Genomic DNA, 16,164 nt, shown 5'->3' with positions numbered 1-16,164 from the left:
AAAGCCCGACGGACGCGGCCCGGTCACGGGTCGTATCTGCCGGGCGGCTCGGCGTGATTGGTGTGTCTGTCAGGTCCTATTGCCCATTTCCCGCCTCACGTGATCCGGGGTCGGCGTGAGCAAGATCGCGAGTCCGGCGATCAGGGCGGCACTAGCGAAGATCGCGAAGTTCCAGATCGGAGAGACATTCAGGCCGGCGGTGTAGCCACCGACGAGGGGGCCCGCCATGGCACCGAAACGACCGATGCCCACCGCCCAGCCAGTGCCTGAAGCACGCGCATGCGGCGCGTAGTAATTGGCGATATAGCCGAGTTGCACCAGGGCCACGGCAATCGTACCGAACCCGGCCAGTCCGACCAGCACGTAGTTCACGAACAAGTCGTTCTTCTGCGACAGCGCGAGGATCGCTATGGCGCCGACGAGGTATCCCGCGCAGATCGTCCTGCGGGGACCGCAATAGTCGGCAATCCGGCCGATGACCACGCCGCCGATCGCGGCCGCCAGGTTGAAGGCGGCAAAGAGCGAGAGGCTGGAGCCGAGGTCATAGCCATTCTTGCGCATGATCTGGGGCAGCCACGTGCCCAATCCATACATCGCCATGACGACGGACAATTGGGCAATCCACAGGCAGACCGTGCCAAGTGCATTTTTCTTCGAGAACACTTCACCGATCATCGCCTTGATTGCGGCTCGCGGTGGCTGGGTAGCCGCTGCAGCCTGCGCGCCTGGAGGCGGCATGTCCATGCCTAGCCGATCGGCAAGCGCCTTGGCGCGCTGGTGAAGGCCCTTGGCCATCAGGAACTCCAGCGATTCCGGCAGCCAGATCATGAGGACGGGAATGAAAACCAGGGGCAGGGCACCGATTGCCACAACCGCGCGCCAGCTGTATTGCTCCATATACCCGATGCCCACTACAGCGGATACCAACGCACCAATTGGGTAGCCTGAGTACATCAGCGCGAAGTTGAGGTTACGGCGATGCGGCGGCGAGTATTCGATCGTGAGCGCTGCCGCAACCGAGATGACGCCACCCAGGCCGAGGCCACCCAGTGCCCTGGCCAGCGAAAAGTACCCAGGCGTGGGTGCCCAGACCGCGGCGAGCATGGAGATCGAGAACAGCGCGACGCAAGCAATCAGGAGCTTCTTGCGTCCGGCCAGGTCGCTCAGCGGACTGATGAAGTAGGCGCCGAACAGCGTGCCGACGAGTGCTGCACTGCTCATCTGCCCGAGTTCAAGCGTGGTGAGCTTCCATTGCGGGTCATTCAGCAACGCAGGGACGATGGTGCCCATGACGCCGAGATCGTAGCCCTCCGCAAGAATCGCGAACCAACAGAGAATCAGTACGCGGTAGGTGGTTCGCAGAGGAACGGAAATCGACTGCTCGGTAGTACCGGCAACATGCATGGCGGGGGCTCCAGTTAGCGTGATCTTAGGTCGGGATACGTGTGACGGCCAGCGACCGGGCCGGACGTTCCTTTCTCTCATTCGCGGTATCTGTATAAATAGTATAGTTCGGTAATGACTGCGGATATGAGCGAAAACCCTGCCTCGCGCCCGACTATGGCTGTCCGCGACAGGGCCCGTGTCAGATCATGGGACGACGGACGAGCGACGCAGTGATTCACTGCGTACGCTACGCAAGTTCGGTGCCAGTACTGGAGAGCGATGGATGAAAAATGCCCTTTCTATAAGAGACTTTGAAAGGACTTGACGCGCATCGGCGCCGGCAAAAAGGGCGTCAATCTCGGAGGGGGAGGGTACGCAGCGCGAAGTCGACTCGGTGAGTGTTCGAGGCCAAAAGGCGTCACATGCGCAATTCGTGAGTCGGCTTTTCGACGTTTATATTAAACGTCGTTCACTTATTAGTTCGATTCCAATCCGTGATCGCAATGGGATTTGCGTTCAGGAAACGGCTTGCTGCACAACCGGCTTGCGCGAACGGGCAGGCTTCTTCCGGGCGCGGGGCGCGGTGTCCTCGGCGTCTTCCGGGCCGAGCAGCAGGTCCGTCATCAGGGTGGCGATGGCTTCCAGATCCCGTGTGTCGCCGATGCGGCAGTTGATGGCGAAGCCATCGTGGGCCATCCACAGGACATGCGATAACAGCCGGTTTGAGGCGAGGTGGGCACGTTCGGGCGGCAGGCTATCCAGGATCATCTCGGTGACGATGATTTCGCACTGTTCCAGCAGGTTGTTCGGCTTTTGTGTGTCCTTGGGGGCACTTGCGAGCGCCTCGATGAGGGAGTTGGCAAATGAGTAGTCGGCGGCCGGAATATCGCCCCAGAGCCCGACGATGATTCGCTTCAGGCGCAAGCGGGGTGTGGGGAATTTCTCCACCGATTCCCTCAGCGTCTGCACCTTTTCCTGCAGCCACGGTGTGTAGATCTCATAAAAAATCAGCAGCTTCGAGTCGAAGTAGACATACAGGTTCGCGACCGTCATCCCTGCAGCGCGAGCGATCTCGGACATCGTCGTGGCCGTGTAGCCCTTGCGGCAGAACAAGTCGAACGAGGCAGCCAGGATCGCCTCGCGCATACCGGCCTTCTTCACTTGTGGCATTTCCTAAATCCTCCATTCCGGCGTGGGCGCCGGCGCGGTCATCGTGACCGGTTGTGGGCGGTAACTGGTGAGTCGATGCACCAGCGTGGTTCGGTATTGTACCAATTGGCGCCCCATAGCGAGACGTGATGGCGCCGCCGATGCACCAATGCGAGCGTGTTGAAAACACGCCTTGACTTTCTGGTCCTCATGAAAATAGAATGACATTCAGTATTCGACGGCAAGCGAAATGCCGATGTCCCTTCAGGAGGTAGTGCGCAATGACAACGCAGGCGTCTTTTTTCACGGACCGCTATCCGGAGCTCGGCAAAGGGCCTGTGCCTGTCGAGCCCTATATCTCGCCCGAGTACTACGAGCGCGAGAAGGCGCAGATCTTCAGGAAGACGTGGCTGCACGTCGGGCGTGTGGAAGAGATTCCCAACGCAGGTGACTTCTTCGTCAAGGAGCTTGCGGTCTGCGACACGGAGATCATTGTCGCGCGCAACAAGAGTGGCGAGATCCGGGCGATGCACAACGTGTGCGCGCACCGGATGAACCAGTTGGTTTACGAAAAGTGCGGTAACACGCGCAAATTCTTCTGCAAGTTCCACGGGTGGGCCTATGACCTAGACGGCCGTCTCACCGGTGTGCCCGAGGAGGAGTGCTTCTTCGACATGAAGCGTGAGGACTACGGGCTGTCGCGCGTGTCGTGCGAGGTGTGGCAAGGCTTCATCTTCGTCAATATGGATGCCAAGCCGGCACAAACGCTGGAAGAGTTCATGAAGCCAGTCTATGGCGACATCGAAGGCTATCCGTTCGAGAAGCTGACCTGCTCGTTCCAGTGGACCAGCGTCGTGAACTGCAACTGGAAGCTGGCCCTGGACGCGTTCCAGGAGGCTTATCACGTGGCCTATGTGCATGGGAACTCAATTGCCGACGCTATCGACAAGAGCGACGGCGGCAGCATGCGCCCTCTGGATGTCATCTGCGGCGACCTGCATCGCCGCCTGTCGCTGGCCGGCAACCAGAAGTCGGTCTATGGGAACCCGAAGGCGGTCACGAGCGGTGGCGCCGCGGCGGTCGAAGCGCTTGCCGAGTCGGCGGCCTCGCGGCCGATCGCCGCGGCTGCGTTGCGTGCCGGCATGGGCAGCGCCAAGCACGAGTTTGCACTCGACGCGCTGCCGCCAGGCGTGAACTGGACGCAGAGCAAGAACTGGCTCTTCGATATCAACGTGATCTTTCCCGATCTCTACGTGTCGCTGCGGCCGAACTACTACCAGGCGTACACCTTCCGTCCTATCGCACATAACAAGACGCTGTTCGAGGGGCGTGTCTACTACCCCGAGATGACCACGGCGGGTGGGCGCTTCTTCCTCGAGTACATGAAGGTCGCGCTGCGCGACGTACTGCTCGAGGACATGAGCACCCTGGAACGAACGCAGGCTGCAGCGGAAACCGGCGCCAAGTCGCACATGATCCTGCAGGACAGCGAAATCCTCGTTCGCCACGGTGCGCACGTTGTCGACCGGCTGGTCGCCGCGGGTCAATAAGAGTCAACGGAGCAGTCGTCATGGAAGAGAAAGTCATTAGCATCACCCCGTCCAAGTCGAAAGACATGCCCGCGCTGCCGGAGTCCTTCGCCCATCTCACCCCCATCGCGCACTGGAGTCTGCCGACGGAAACGGCGCGCAACGTACGGCGCCACCGGGCAACGATGGAAGAGATCCAATCGTTTGCCGACATCATGCTGCGCGAGCTGGACAGCATCCTGGCGTACCTGGGAACCTTCGAGCTGCACGCCTTGCCGTCGGAGGCCCAGGCCCTGATGAACCTCGTACTGTCGCTGGCCGAGGTGGCCCCCGCCATCGAGTTCTACAAGCAGCAGGCGGTCATCGACGGTTTCGATCCGCGCCGATTCGTGGCCGACGAGACGTTCAAGCTGTCGCCGGCGTACTGATTCAAACCGGCCAAGGAGTCAACGATGCCGAAATGCAGAGTATTCGCAATCGACCATAGCCTGAAAGAAGTCGTTGCTGACGGGCTTTATATGAAGCACATGTTCGGGGAGACCATCAGCGTTGCTGTGGTGAAGTTCGTGGAGGCGGCGGGCACCGACTTGCCGGCCAAGTCCCATCAGCACGGCGAGGAAGCGTCGCTGCAAATCACCGGTGCCTGCTCGGTATTCGAAGGCGCGGGCGAGCCGGGCGACCACGAGAACATCATGGAGCAGGGAGATGCCTTGCTGATTCCCGCCGGCCTGATGCACTACGGCCGCAACCGGTTTGGCGCGGCCGGCGTGAGCATGCGCCTGAACGTCGTCACCCCGGCTCGCCGTGAGTATGGGGCCGAAGACACCGTGCCGTACTACCCGCTGGCCGATCGCACGGAGGCAGCATGACGACGACGCTGGATCTGGCGCCCGCGCCTTCCGCCATGCCAAAGCACTGCGAGCGCATTGCCACGGCCGGCTCACCGGGTGCCGACACACCGGCACTTGCCAATGCGACACGCGGCGAGGCATTCGACATGGGCCTGCACCGGCTCGAACAGGCCCAGTCACTGGCGGCGGCGAAGGACGAGGCCGGTGAGGAGGTCGCCACTGTGCTGGACGGGACCTTCCGGATCGATGCGGCCGGCGAAACCTACGTGCTGTCGAGCGGAGAAGGCATCATCATTCCGTCGGGCGCGCCGCGCGTGTGGACTTGCACCTCGATCCGCGGGACCCTGTATCGCGTGATCAACCGGACGTCGCTCGATGGCGGCACGGGAGAGGCATCGTGACGTCGGATCGCCATATTGTCATCGTCGGCGGTGGGCACGCGGGTGGTCGTGTCGCGCAGCATCTGCGTGCGCTTGACTTCGACGGGCGCCTGACCATGGTGGGCGAGGAAGCCCATCCGCCGTATGAGCGCCCGGCGCTGTCGAAGGAACTGCTCGTCGGCGAGCGACCGCCGGAAGATCTCGTTCTCGGTCCGAATTCCTTCTGGACGGACTCGGCCTCGGTCAGGTGGATACGGGAGCGGGCCAGCCGGTTGGACGCCAGCCAGCGCATGCTGACGCTGGCGGACGGCTCGACCATCGCCTTCGATGAACTCGTGGTGGCGACGGGCGGACGCGCGAGGACACTGGCGATTCCCGGCGCGGACCTGCCCGGGGTGCATTCGCTTCGCACCATTGCTGACAGCCTTGCGCTTCGCGACGCGCTGAAGCCGGGCAGTCGGGTGACAATCATCGGGGCGGGCGTGATAGGTATGGAGGTCGCCGCGAGTGCAGTTCGGATGCAGGCGGAAGTAATCGTGCTGGAGGCCGGACGCCAGATCCTGGCGCGATGCCTGCCGTCGGTTGCGTCCGATTGGCTGCGCGATATACACGTGTCGCGAGGCACGCGCATCGAAACGCAGGTCGGCGTAACCGCCATCGCACAGTCCGGGTCGGGGCTGCGCGTTCATGCCGTGCGGGATTCGGGCGAGGCGTTTTCGCTCGACACGGACATCGTCCTGGTGGCGGTGGGCATCGAGAGCGCCGTGGAGTTCCTCGATGGCTCGGGCATCGCGACAGCAGGTGGCATTCCCGTGGGAGAAGACTGTCGTAGCCCGGTGGCGCCGTGGTGCCTGGCCGCCGGCGACGTCAGCATTACCTACAACTCCCTCTACGACACCGCGCTGCGCCAGGAGACCTGGCGCAATGCCGAAAGCCAGGCGCGCGCGGTGGCCGAGTTCCTGATGGGCCGGACCGAGCCCTTCCTCGAGATACCGTGGATGTGGACCGATCAGTTCGAGCACAACATCCAGGTGGTCGGGCGGCCGGATGGCGCGGATGAAGTGATCACGAGTCATGACAAGGCCGGTCGTATCGCTACCATTCTGAGTCTGCGCGGCGGACGCATCGTTGCCGGGGTGCTGATCAACAACGGCCGTGACCGGCGGTATCTCGAAAAGCTGATCAGATCGGGCGTGACCGTCGAGCGACACCGTCTGGCAGATGTATCCATATCGCTGAAGGAGCTCTGCTGATGCCTGGCGCCTTGATCGAACAAAGACTGGCGCGCCTGGAAGCCATCGAAGCCATCCGCGCCCTCAAGGCGCGCTATGCGGCGCTGGCCGACGCCAAGTACACGTCGGGCTACGAGCGCCAGGGCGAGGAAGAGATGCGTCGCGTTGCCTGGCAGCAGGCGCTCTGTTTCACCGAGGACGCAGAATGGGAAGCGGGAGACGGCTTCGGCAACGTGCTGACCGGGCGCGAGCGGCTGTACCAATGGTTCCAGCAATCGCCGTGGTGCTTCGCGGTGCATTACTACGGAAGCCCGCAGTTCGACATCAACGGCAGGCAGGCAACGGCGCGCTGGCAGCTATGGCAGCTGGCGCTGCGCAAGGACACGCGAGAGGCGGTGCTGCTCGCGGCAACGACCGAGGAGTCCTACCGGCAGGAGAGCGATGACGCATGGCGCTGCGCGCGCATGCGCTTCGTCCAGTTGCATATGACACCGCTCGGCGACGGCCACGATCCATTGGTGGCCACCCTTGCCGAGCTTGACCGGCGACGGCAAATGCCGTACCGCGAGACGGGCTGAGAACCATCCCGGTACTCGCCGACCCGGAAATACCCCACGAGGAGGGACCCATCATGATTACCCAGGACGTCACGCTCACGCGTGACGCGGACACCTGCGCCCAGCCGATTCGCTGGTTTCGTGCTGGCGAACTCGCCGCATTGTTCGCCGAGGGCGATTGCCACGGGATCGACGTCGAAGGCCGTCGCATCGGCTTGTTCAACGTCGACGGGAAGGTCCATGCGCTCGACGACATCTGTACGCATGGCAATGCCCGCCTTTCCGAGGGCGAACTTGACGGCCATGAAATCGAGTGCCCGCTCCACGCTGGCCTGTTCGACGTGCGCACGGGGCGCGCCATGTGCTCGCCGCTGACCAGGGATGCACGTTGCCATACCGTCAAGATCGACGGTGGTGTGGTCTATGTCGCTACCCCGGAGGCCCCATGAGCACCGCATCTACAGCAGCCGTGGCATTGGGCCACACGCGCAAGCCACGCATCGCGGTGATCGGCACCGGCGGCACCTTCGCCATGCACGCCAGGCATCGCTTCGACTGGGTCGAGTACGGCGAAAGCGGTGTCGTGCATCCCATCGGGAAACTGCTTGATGACCTGGGCGAACTCGGTGAAGTGTCTTCCGCCATCGACCTGGTTTCGATCCCGTTCCGCGCGCTCGGCAGCACCGGGATCACACCGCAGGACTGGCTGGAACTGGCGCGCCTGATCGAGGACACCGCGCACAAGGATGCGTCGATCGCCGGCTTCGTCGTGACGCACGGCACGGCCACGCTCGAGGAAACCGCCTGGTTCCTGGACCTGACTCTCGCTCTCGATATTCCGATTGTCGTCACAGGTGCACAGCGGCCGGCCAATACCGCTGGTAGCGACGTCCCCGCGAACCTGAGGGCGGCGCTGGCAGTTGCTGGCGCCACCACCGTGAGGGGAGCGGGGGTGCTAGTCGTCATGGACGGGCACATCTTCTGCGCCCGCGATGTCTCGAAGGCTGCCAGTTTCGACCTCAATGCCTTCGAGGCAACGCCGTTCGGCCCGCTGGGGCGCGTGGACGCCTCTGGCGAAGTGGTCATGCGCCGCTTACCGGTGCGGCAACGCGCAATGCCGGCGCCCGATCTGGCCCGGATTGGCGCGTTGCCACGCGTGGACATCGCAATGTCGTATGCCGGCGCCGACCGTGTGGTCATCGATGCTCTGGTGGCCGGCGGCGCGCGCGGCATCGTTAGCGCCGGTTTGCCCCCGGGGCGCCCCGCAAACGGTGAGGCACAAGGCCTTGCGGATGCTGTTCGCGGCGGCGTGATCGTCGTGCAATCGACGCGCTCCCCGCGTGGCGTGGTGCCGCCGCAGGCCTTCCTGGCCGCCGCCGGCGTGCTGGCGGGTGGCGATCTTTCCGCTCAGAAACTGCGCATCCTGTTGATGCTGGCTCTGACTCAATCATCTGAGCGTGACCTCATCCAGCGCTGGTTGCTGGCCAGTTGAGGCTGGCGTTTCGCGCTTTCAGATCTTCAGTCGCGGTTACCGAGGTCCCCACAAAGAAAGAGGAAGAGAAGAGAAATGAGCAAGTCGACATCAAGGGCCTGTGCCGTTGCGCTTGGCGCGAGCGCCGCACTGGGCCATATCGTCCCCCTGCACGCGGAGAGTTCAGTGAACCTCTATGGCGTGATTTCCACCGGCATTGCCTACGTCAGCAATGAGGGCGGACACGCGGCGGCCAAGATGGTGTCCGGGACCATGCAGAACAATCGCTGGGGCCTGCGCGGCGTCGAGGATCTGGGGGGCGGGTCACGCGCCGTCTTCGTACTCGAGAACGGCTTCTCCATCGACGACGGGAAGTTTCAGCAAGGCGGGCGGATATTCGGCAGGCAGGCCTATGTGGGCCTAGGCAACGATAGGCTCGGCACCGTGACGTTCGGTCGGCAGTACGACGCCGTGTACGACACACTCGACATCATGTCGGCCCCGGTTGCGGCGAACGGGATGGCGACGCATATCGGCGACAACGACAACGCCTTCGGCAGCTTCCGGCATAACAACGCCATCAAGTATGTGAGCCCCACGTGGGGCGGGCTGCGTGTGGAGGGGTCCTATGCCTCGTCAGACAGTAACGCGGCAGCGAACAACCGTACGTTCAGCCTGGGCGGTATCTACGACGGCGGCGCGTTGCGTCTGGCCGCGGCCTATCTGCAACTGGACCACCCCGGCCTGGTCGCCAGCAACAACCCCAATGGCGCGGTGACGGACGATTATGCGGGGGCGCCGTTCGTGCTCTTTCACTCCAGCCCGCTTAATGCGTCGGCCGGTGTGTCCAGGCAGCGTGTCGCGGGCCTGGCGGGTGGCTATTCGTGGAAGGCGGTGACTGTCAACGCCATGGTGACGCAGTCCCGCTACGACTATCAGGACAGCACCGGGCTGCGCCTCACCAACTACGACCTCAACGCGACCTACAACCTGACGCCGGCCCTGGTGCTGGGTGCCGGCTATGTGTTCACGGACGGCAAATACAGTGGCTTTGATGCGAGTCCAAAGTGGCATATGGGGCAGCTCAGCGTCGATTACTTTCTCTCGAAGCGGACCGACGTCTACCTCTACGGGGTCTATCAAAAGGCCATTTCGGCGAAGGCCGACATCTACCTGTTCTCACCTTCTTCCGGTGGCAGCCAGGGCATCGTCGTAGCCGGCATACGTCACAAATTCTGAACCCGCGGATATGGCCGGTGGCCGCCGTCGCCACCTGCCATGGCAGCCGCGTAAATGCATGGCGCACCGGCGGCGGACGTTGTCCGGGTGCGTCACCCCGTAAAAACTGGAGACACCAAAATGAACAAAGCAGAAATTGATTCGTTGGTACGCGCCTTTCTCGTCGAGACGGCGGAGCCGGCAAAGGCCAATCCACGCGTGCAGCAGGTGGTGGTACGCCTGGTGCAGGATCTGTTCAAGGCCATCGAAGATCTGGACCTGAGTCCAAGCGAAGTGTGGAGGGGCATCGAGTACTTCGCCGAGGCCGGGGCGAGCCATGAACTGGGCTTGCTGGCAGCGGGGCTTGGGCTCGAGCGATTTCTCGATATCCGCGCCGATGAGGCAGAGGTGCGTGCCGGTCTCACCGGCGGTACGCCGCGCACCATCGAAGGCCCGCTCTACGTTGCCGGAGCACCGGAAAGCACGGGCTTTGCCCGTCTGGACGACGGCAGCGAGGAGGCGAACGGTGAAGTCCTCTTCATGCAGGGGACGGTATACGGCGCGGACGGCAGGCCGTTGCCGGGCGCGCGCGTGGAGGTCTGGCACGCCAACCTGCTCGGCGGTTACTCCTTCTTCGACCCCAGCCAGGCGCCTTTCAACCTGCGCCGCACCATCGTCGCCGACAGCGAGGGGCGATATCGCTTGCGCAGCATGGTGCCGATGGGGTATGGCTGTCCGCCCGAGGGCACTACGCAGCGACTGCTCGATCAGCTCGGACGTCATGGCCGTCGCCCCGCGCATATTCATTTCTTCGTCTCTGCGCCGGGTCATCGCAAGCTGACCACGCAGATCAACATCGACGGCGACGAATACCTCTGGAACGACTTCGCCTTTGCGAGCCGCGAGGGCCTGGTGCCCGCGCTGACGCGCGTGACGGATCCGCGGGCGCTGCGCGAACAGGGCGTCGACCAGCCCTTTGCTTCGATCGACTTCGACTTCCGTCTGCTGCCGGAAGCAGACGGCGCACCGCCCGCGGAAGTGGTGCGCCAGCGTATGGCGGCCTGACGCCGCGCGTCGACGCAGCAAAGTCCTTGACGAGCGCTTGACAGCGTTCTACCTTTAAAACAGAATGCTATTCGTTATTGGTTGATGCGCCAGTCGTAAGTTTCGAGCGGGTGCGGTTCCGCTTGCTGCCGCAGCGGCGGCAGGATCCAACGCCGGAGGTCTCGAGTTTGTCGCGTGGACGCGCCTTTATGTATGGAGAGAGTTAGATGTTGCAAGAGACAACTATTCCGCAGCCCCGCTGTAGTTCATCCGAGGTGGGCGGCGCTGAGCCCGATTTCTCCGTTGCGGAGAATCTTTGCCGGGTCGCCAGCAACGAATGGGTCAATGACGAATACAAGCATCTCGTCCTCGACGCGCCGGACGTTGCACTGCGGGCGCTTCCGGGTCAGTTCTTCCATCTCGCCTGTCCGCCCGATGTCGACGGCGCGGCGCTGCTCCGGCGGCCGATGAGCCTGTACAAGGTCGCTCCCACCCATAGGCAGATCGAGTTCCTCTACAAGGTGCATGGGGTAGGGACACGTGGCCTTGCACGGTTGGAGGTCGGCAACCAACTTGATGCCTTGGGACCGGTCGGCCGGGGCTTTGCCTTGCCCGCCAACGCTAAGCATATTCTGCTGCTGGCACGTGGTGTGGGCCTCGCCACGCTGACCCCGCTGGCCGACCTCGCGAGGACGTTGAAGGTTTCGGTGACGGCCGTGCTGAGCGCTCGCACGCCGGACCTGATCATGTCCGCGGACTACTTGCGCGAAGCCGGCGCGCAAGTCGTGATCGTCACCGATGACGACAAGACGAGCGACGTGGAGCATGTCGAAACACTCGTCCGCGAAATTCATGCCACCCGGCCGCTCGATTACGTTGCCACATGCGGTTCGAATCGCTTGCTGATCCTGCTGCAGCGCCTTGCCATGCAGCTTGATATTCCGGGACAGATCGCGCTGGAGCAGCATATGGGGTGCGCACTAGGTGCATGCTATGCGTGTGTCCGCCCCTTCAAGAAGCAGGCCTGCGCCGACCAGCTTACTTATCGCAGGGTCTGCTGGGAAGGCCCTGTCTTCGACCTTCAGGAGACCGTGTCATGGTAGATCTCAGCGTGGAAGTCGGCGGCTTGACGCTGGCGAATCCGGTTATGCCGGCTTCGGGTACGTTCGCCGAGGGGCTGGCGGATGTATTCGACCTGAACCGTCTGGGCGCCATCGTCACCAAGACGATCACGGATGATCTCCGTGAAGGCAACCCTCCACCCCGGGTCGCGGAGTTTCGCGATGCGACCTTGTTCTCGATCGGCATCCCCAGCAAGGGCGGAGACCACTATCTCAGGGAGACGCTCCCTTTCTACCGCCCCTACAAGCCGCCCTTGATCGCCAGCATCTCGGCCAATACGGTCGAAGAGTTCGGGACCTTGGCCAGAAAGCTCTCGGTGCCGGGCGTGGCCGCCATCGAGGCCAACATCTCATGCCCTAACCTGAAGAAAGACGGCAAGGCGTTCGGCATGGATCCCGACGCCACCTTCCAGGTCGTGCGTGCCATGAAGGCGGCATCGTCGCTGCCGATCTGGCCGAAGATGACCCCGAATGCCGGGAATGTGGTCGAGGTCGCCCTGGCGGCGCAGGCTGCCGGCGCCGATGCGCTGGTGGTCAGCAATGCCATCCTGGCCATGGCCATCGATATCGAGACGCACCGCCCGCGTATCGCCAACCTGATGGGGGGGCTGACGGGCCCGGCGACGAAGCCGATCATGTTGCGGATTGCGTATCAATGCGCGCAGGCGGTGACGATTCCGGTGATCGGATGCGGTGGCATTTCAACCGCCGCCGATGCACTCGAGTTCATCCTGGCGGGTGCGAGCGCCGTGCAGATCGGCACAGCGAACTTCCTGTCGCCCAATGCGATGCCCAAGATCATCGACGACCTCGTCGCCTACTGCGAGCGGCGCGGCGTGACCCGGCTCCGTGATTTGATCGGGGCGGTGCAGATGTATGACGCGCCAGGACTGCAAAGAGTAGGCGGATTGCCCTGACACCTGACCTAACTCGCCGCTATTGCCGCGAAACGAAGCTCTCCATATAAGCCAGCGGGTACGACAATGAATTTCTCATATCTCGTTACGTTCGAAAGTGCTGACGCCGCTATGCGCATCAGCACCGACGATTTCAAGCAGGTCGCCGACATCGTAAAGGCGACGCCGCAGTTGCGTCGGGCCCGTCTATACACGCCCGAAACCGCGCAGGACTACTACACCAACGATGGCCCGTCGCCGCCTTTCGCCATGCAACTGGATTTCGACACGCTGGCGGCACTTGAGGCGACCATCGCAGTGGATGGCTATCTGCAGGCGCTTGCGCGGTTGCAATTTCCTAGCCTGACAGGATGCGTGATCACGCAGCAAGTCATGGCGCGCCGTCCGTTTCCTGTCGATGATCCGATTATCTCGGTGGCCAAAGGAAACGTGCCCTGCAGTTTCCTCGTCCACTATCCAGGTCATGCCGAGGATTTCGACGCGTGGATCAACTACTATCTGACGCACCACCCGCAGATCATGCGGCTCTTCGATGGCATTCGTGAGATCGAGATCTTCACGCGTGTCGACTGGCTTGATGCCATGCCATGGCAACGTGTGCACTACATGCAGCGCAACAAGCAGGTGTTCGACAGTGCGGCGGCGATCACGGCAGCGATGAACTCGCCAGTGCGGCATCAGATGCGCGAGGATTTCGAGAAGTTTCCACCGTTCGTCGGCAGCAACGTGCATTTCCCGATGGCGACGCACACATTCACGTTCACGTGATTTGCCTGACCGGCCGCCCCTGTTAGTGCCTTGGCGTTCGAGTCAACCGGCAATGCAGGCGTCTGTGGTGAACATATTCGGCTTGCCGTCGCGGGCACCGTCGGCAGACAACCAATTCATGCCGGAGTGGTCGTTCGCGCCCGCCATCGAAGACGTCGAGGGCTGGCGGGGGCAGCGAACAGGATCTCCAACTCATAGCGCACGGAAACGCTGCAGTGCTGTATCGAGGAATGGTCGCACGCATGCGCTGATTGCCATCGACCGCATTCGGATTTTCCGTCAAGACCCAAAACTGAATAGTCGTCGACGCGGAGAAAAAGAATGAGATTTCGAAGCATTGCGCTTGGCTGCCTGGCAGCCGTCCCCGCACTAGCGAGTGCGCAGTCGGTCACGCTTTATGGCGTGATTGATAGCGGCGTGGAGTATGTCAACAACATTGGACTGGCAAAGGACAACGTGTACCGCATGCCGAACCTGACCAGCACGGTGCCGTCGCGCTGGGGTCTGCGCGGCACGGAAGACCTTGGCGGCGGAATCAAGAGCCTTTTTGTCCTTGAATCCGGCTTTGCGCCGGACTCGGGATCGTCCAACCAGGGCGGCCGCCTGTTCGGCAGGCAGGCGTTGGTTGGGGTCTCCGGGCCTTGGGGGCAGGTTGCGCTGGGGCGGCAGTACACGATGCTGTTCTGGGCGCTGCTCGACCCCGACATCCTTGGCCCTAACACCTATGGTTCGGGCTCTCTGGACACCTATATACCGAACGCGCGTGCCGACAACGCGGTTTCCTACAAGGGAAAGTTTGGGGGCGTGACGGTGGGTGCAACTTACAGTTTCGGCCGCGACACTGTCAATGCGGGGCCGAGCCCATCAGGCTCCAACTGCGCGGGCGAGAACAGCGCAGACCGCTCGGCATGCCGCGAATGGTCCGCCTTGCTGATGTATGAAAACAAGCTGTTTGGCGTCGCGGCGGCCTACGATTCGATTCGCGGCGGCCCAGGGGCGTTCGGCGGTTTGACCCGTAGTGGCTTCTCGGACAACCGGATCTCGCTCAACGGCTACGTGCTGCTGCCCGAGACCAAGATGGGTCTCGGTGTGATCCGTCGCGACAACGATGGCAGTCCCACTCCGCGCAGCGATCTCTGGTACGGCGGCGTGGCATACGACATCACGGCCGCCTTCACGGTCGCTGGTCAGGTCTACTACTTGAAGTACCACAACAGCGACAATAAAGCCTGGCTCTATGCCTTGCGGGGCACATACACGTTCTCCAAGCGCACGTCGGTGTATGCGACGGCCGGCTTTATCGACAACGGCGGCCAACTGGCGCTTTCGGTCAGCAGCGGCGCGCCAGGGTCCAATCCCGCTCCGGGGAACAACCAACTCGGGGCAATGATCGGCATCAAACACATCTTCTGACCGCCTGCAATTCTTGCACGCGGAGCCTGAAAGAGCGGTGTGGGCGTCGACCGGGATTCGGTGCAACTGTTCAGCCTGTTCGGCCTCAGGAAGTGCATGAGATCGCCCGCTATGCCGCCAGAGATCGCGCTCAGGCAGCCTTCCTTCTCCGCATCGCAAAAATCGAAGGAAAGGTGCAAGCTATTCCTTAGCGAACGGCTTGGCGCCAATGGAAGAACAACAAAAGGGAAAACATGAAGCTCTTCGAGTACCCGGCGAGTTCGTCATCGTTTCGCGTGCGCATTGCACTCCAGCTAAAGGGAATTGCTTACGAGTCGTTCTGCGTGGATCTGGCGAAGGACGGCGGCGAGCATCGGCAGCCGGCGTTTTTGTCGATCAATCCGCAGGCGCTGGTGCCGGTTATCGAATCCGATGGACGTCATATTGCGCAGTCGCTCGCGATCCTGGAGTTCCTCGAGGAGCGGTATCCGTCGCCTGCGCTCATGCCTGGTTCATCGCATGAGCGGGCGCAGGTGCGCAGCCTGGCGCTGCACATTGCCTGCGAGATGCATCCGTTATCGAGTATGAAGACGCGGGCTCGGCTGAGCAGTGAGTTTTCACTCGATGACAACCAAACCCGGCAATGGGCGCTTCGCTATCTCGAACAGGGGTTCGGCCAATTTGAAGCGGTTCTAGGCAAGGGCCGGCAAGCTGGGCCGTTCTGCCACGGCCATCTGCCGACCATCGCCGATTGTTTCCTGATCCCGCAGGTCTACAACGCGCGGAAGATGGGGCTCGATATGAGGCATTTTCCTCGCATCGATCATATTTATTCTGCTTGCCTGGAACTGGACGCGTTTCAACGCGCCATGACGCCGATAAAGAGCTGATTGTTAAAAACGTGTTGAGATTGCAGCAATCCCTCGTGATTCGTGTTGCCGCCCACGCTACGGCGTGGCACGGGCCAAACCTGGGCCAAGGCGGGTGCCCCGGTCACACTTCGCGCTTCCACCCGATCCGGTGACGTTCCTGCGTGGCTTCGTGCCGCGCATCGTCCTCCGTATGCAGGTAAGCGCTGGTGGTCGAGATGGACGCATGCCCGAAATTGTCCCGCACAAAGCGCAGGTCCACCTGCTGGTCCGTCATATG

General features: G+C 62.3%; 17 protein-coding genes and 1 pseudogene. 15 read left to right on the top strand and 3 right to left on the bottom strand.

Going from position 1 to position 16,164, the window contains the following annotated elements:
- Positions 1–69: 69 nt before the first annotated feature.
- Positions 70–1,404, bottom strand: coding sequence for an MFS transporter (locus ACGLHR_RS37260; RefSeq protein WP_400100309.1), 1,335 nt, complete (start codon positions 1,402–1,404; stop codon positions 70–72).
- Between the two features lie 498 nt (positions 1,405–1,902).
- Positions 1,903–2,556: a TetR/AcrR family transcriptional regulator gene (locus tag ACGLHR_RS37255; RefSeq protein WP_400100307.1), complete on the bottom strand. Its 654-nt coding sequence runs from the start codon at positions 2,554–2,556 to the stop codon at positions 1,903–1,905.
- 260 nt (positions 2,557–2,816) lie between these two features.
- On the opposite strand from ACGLHR_RS37255, the gene ACGLHR_RS37250 reads away from it, so the two are divergent.
- From ACGLHR_RS37250 to maiA, 15 genes are all read left to right on the top strand, one after another.
- A complete protein-coding gene (locus tag ACGLHR_RS37250; RefSeq protein ID WP_400100305.1) occupies positions 2,817–4,085 on the top strand; it encodes an SRPBCC family protein in 1,269 nt (422 codons plus the stop codon).
- Between the two features lie 20 nt (positions 4,086–4,105).
- Positions 4,106–4,492 carry a hypothetical protein gene (locus ACGLHR_RS37245; protein WP_400100304.1) on the top strand — a complete coding sequence of 129 codons (387 nt, stop codon included), beginning with the start codon at positions 4,106–4,108 and terminating at the stop codon, positions 4,490–4,492.
- A gap of 24 nt (positions 4,493–4,516) precedes the next feature.
- Positions 4,517–4,933 carry a cupin domain-containing protein gene (locus ACGLHR_RS37240; protein WP_400100302.1) on the top strand — a complete coding sequence of 139 codons (417 nt, stop codon included), beginning with the start codon at positions 4,517–4,519 and terminating at the stop codon, positions 4,931–4,933.
- On the top strand, positions 4,930–5,316 hold the full coding sequence (locus ACGLHR_RS37235; protein ID WP_400100300.1) for a cupin domain-containing protein: 387 nt from the start codon (positions 4,930–4,932) through the stop codon (positions 5,314–5,316). The genes ACGLHR_RS37240 and ACGLHR_RS37235 overlap by 4 nt, the downstream gene beginning before the upstream one ends.
- Positions 5,313–6,548: an NAD(P)/FAD-dependent oxidoreductase gene (locus ACGLHR_RS37230; RefSeq protein WP_400100298.1), complete on the top strand. Its 1,236-nt coding sequence runs from the start codon at positions 5,313–5,315 to the stop codon at positions 6,546–6,548. Before ACGLHR_RS37235 ends, ACGLHR_RS37230 begins: the two co-directional genes overlap by 4 nt.
- Positions 6,548–7,105 carry a nuclear transport factor 2 family protein gene (locus tag ACGLHR_RS37225; protein ID WP_400100296.1) on the top strand — a complete coding sequence of 186 codons (558 nt, stop codon included), beginning with the start codon at positions 6,548–6,550 and terminating at the stop codon, positions 7,103–7,105. The genes ACGLHR_RS37230 and ACGLHR_RS37225 overlap by 1 nt, the downstream gene beginning before the upstream one ends.
- A 53-nt stretch (positions 7,106–7,158) precedes the next feature.
- The gene (locus tag ACGLHR_RS37220) at positions 7,159–7,533 is read left to right on the top strand and encodes a non-heme iron oxygenase ferredoxin subunit (protein ID WP_400100294.1); all 375 of its coding nucleotides are present in this window, start codon (positions 7,159–7,161) and stop codon (positions 7,531–7,533) included.
- On the top strand, positions 7,530–8,576 hold the full coding sequence (locus ACGLHR_RS37215; protein WP_400100292.1) for an asparaginase: 1,047 nt from the start codon (positions 7,530–7,532) through the stop codon (positions 8,574–8,576). Before ACGLHR_RS37220 ends, ACGLHR_RS37215 begins: the two co-directional genes overlap by 4 nt.
- Before the next feature lie 75 nt (positions 8,577–8,651).
- On the top strand, positions 8,652–9,794 hold the full coding sequence (locus tag ACGLHR_RS37210) for a porin (protein WP_400100290.1): 1,143 nt from the start codon (positions 8,652–8,654) through the stop codon (positions 9,792–9,794).
- Between the two features lie 120 nt (positions 9,795–9,914).
- Positions 9,915–10,838: a catechol 1,2-dioxygenase gene (gene catA, locus ACGLHR_RS37205; RefSeq protein ID WP_400100288.1), complete on the top strand. Its 924-nt coding sequence runs from the start codon at positions 9,915–9,917 to the stop codon at positions 10,836–10,838.
- 206 nt (positions 10,839–11,044) lie between these two features.
- A complete protein-coding gene (locus ACGLHR_RS37200; protein ID WP_400100286.1) occupies positions 11,045–11,920 on the top strand; it encodes a dihydroorotate dehydrogenase electron transfer subunit in 876 nt (291 codons plus the stop codon).
- Positions 11,914–12,855, top strand: coding sequence for a dihydroorotate dehydrogenase (locus ACGLHR_RS37195; RefSeq protein ID WP_400100284.1), 942 nt, complete (start codon positions 11,914–11,916; stop codon positions 12,853–12,855). The genes ACGLHR_RS37200 and ACGLHR_RS37195 overlap by 7 nt, the downstream gene beginning before the upstream one ends.
- 111 nt (positions 12,856–12,966) lie before the next feature.
- Entirely contained in the window at positions 12,967–13,623 is a 657-nt protein-coding gene (locus ACGLHR_RS37190) for a hypothetical protein (RefSeq protein ID WP_400100282.1), read from the top strand.
- A gap of 321 nt (positions 13,624–13,944) precedes the next feature.
- Positions 13,945–15,036, top strand: a complete 1,092-nt coding sequence (locus ACGLHR_RS37185; protein ID WP_400100281.1) for a porin — start codon at positions 13,945–13,947, stop codon at positions 15,034–15,036.
- A 233-nt stretch (positions 15,037–15,269) separates the two neighbouring features.
- Positions 15,270–15,905 carry a maleylacetoacetate isomerase gene (gene maiA, locus ACGLHR_RS37180; RefSeq protein WP_400100279.1) on the top strand — a complete coding sequence of 212 codons (636 nt, stop codon included), beginning with the start codon at positions 15,270–15,272 and terminating at the stop codon, positions 15,903–15,905.
- 103 nt (positions 15,906–16,008) lie between these two features.
- On the opposite strand, the pseudogene ACGLHR_RS37175 reads toward maiA, so the two are convergent.
- Positions 16,009–16,164 (bottom strand): annotated as a pseudogene (locus ACGLHR_RS37175) (integrase); the annotation flags it as partial.

This window comes from Cupriavidus sp. CuC1 (assembly GCF_044627735.1).
Taxonomy (GTDB): domain Bacteria; phylum Pseudomonadota; class Gammaproteobacteria; order Burkholderiales; family Burkholderiaceae; genus Cupriavidus; species Cupriavidus ulmosensis.
This window is presented reverse-complemented; position numbering and strand designations above follow the sequence as displayed.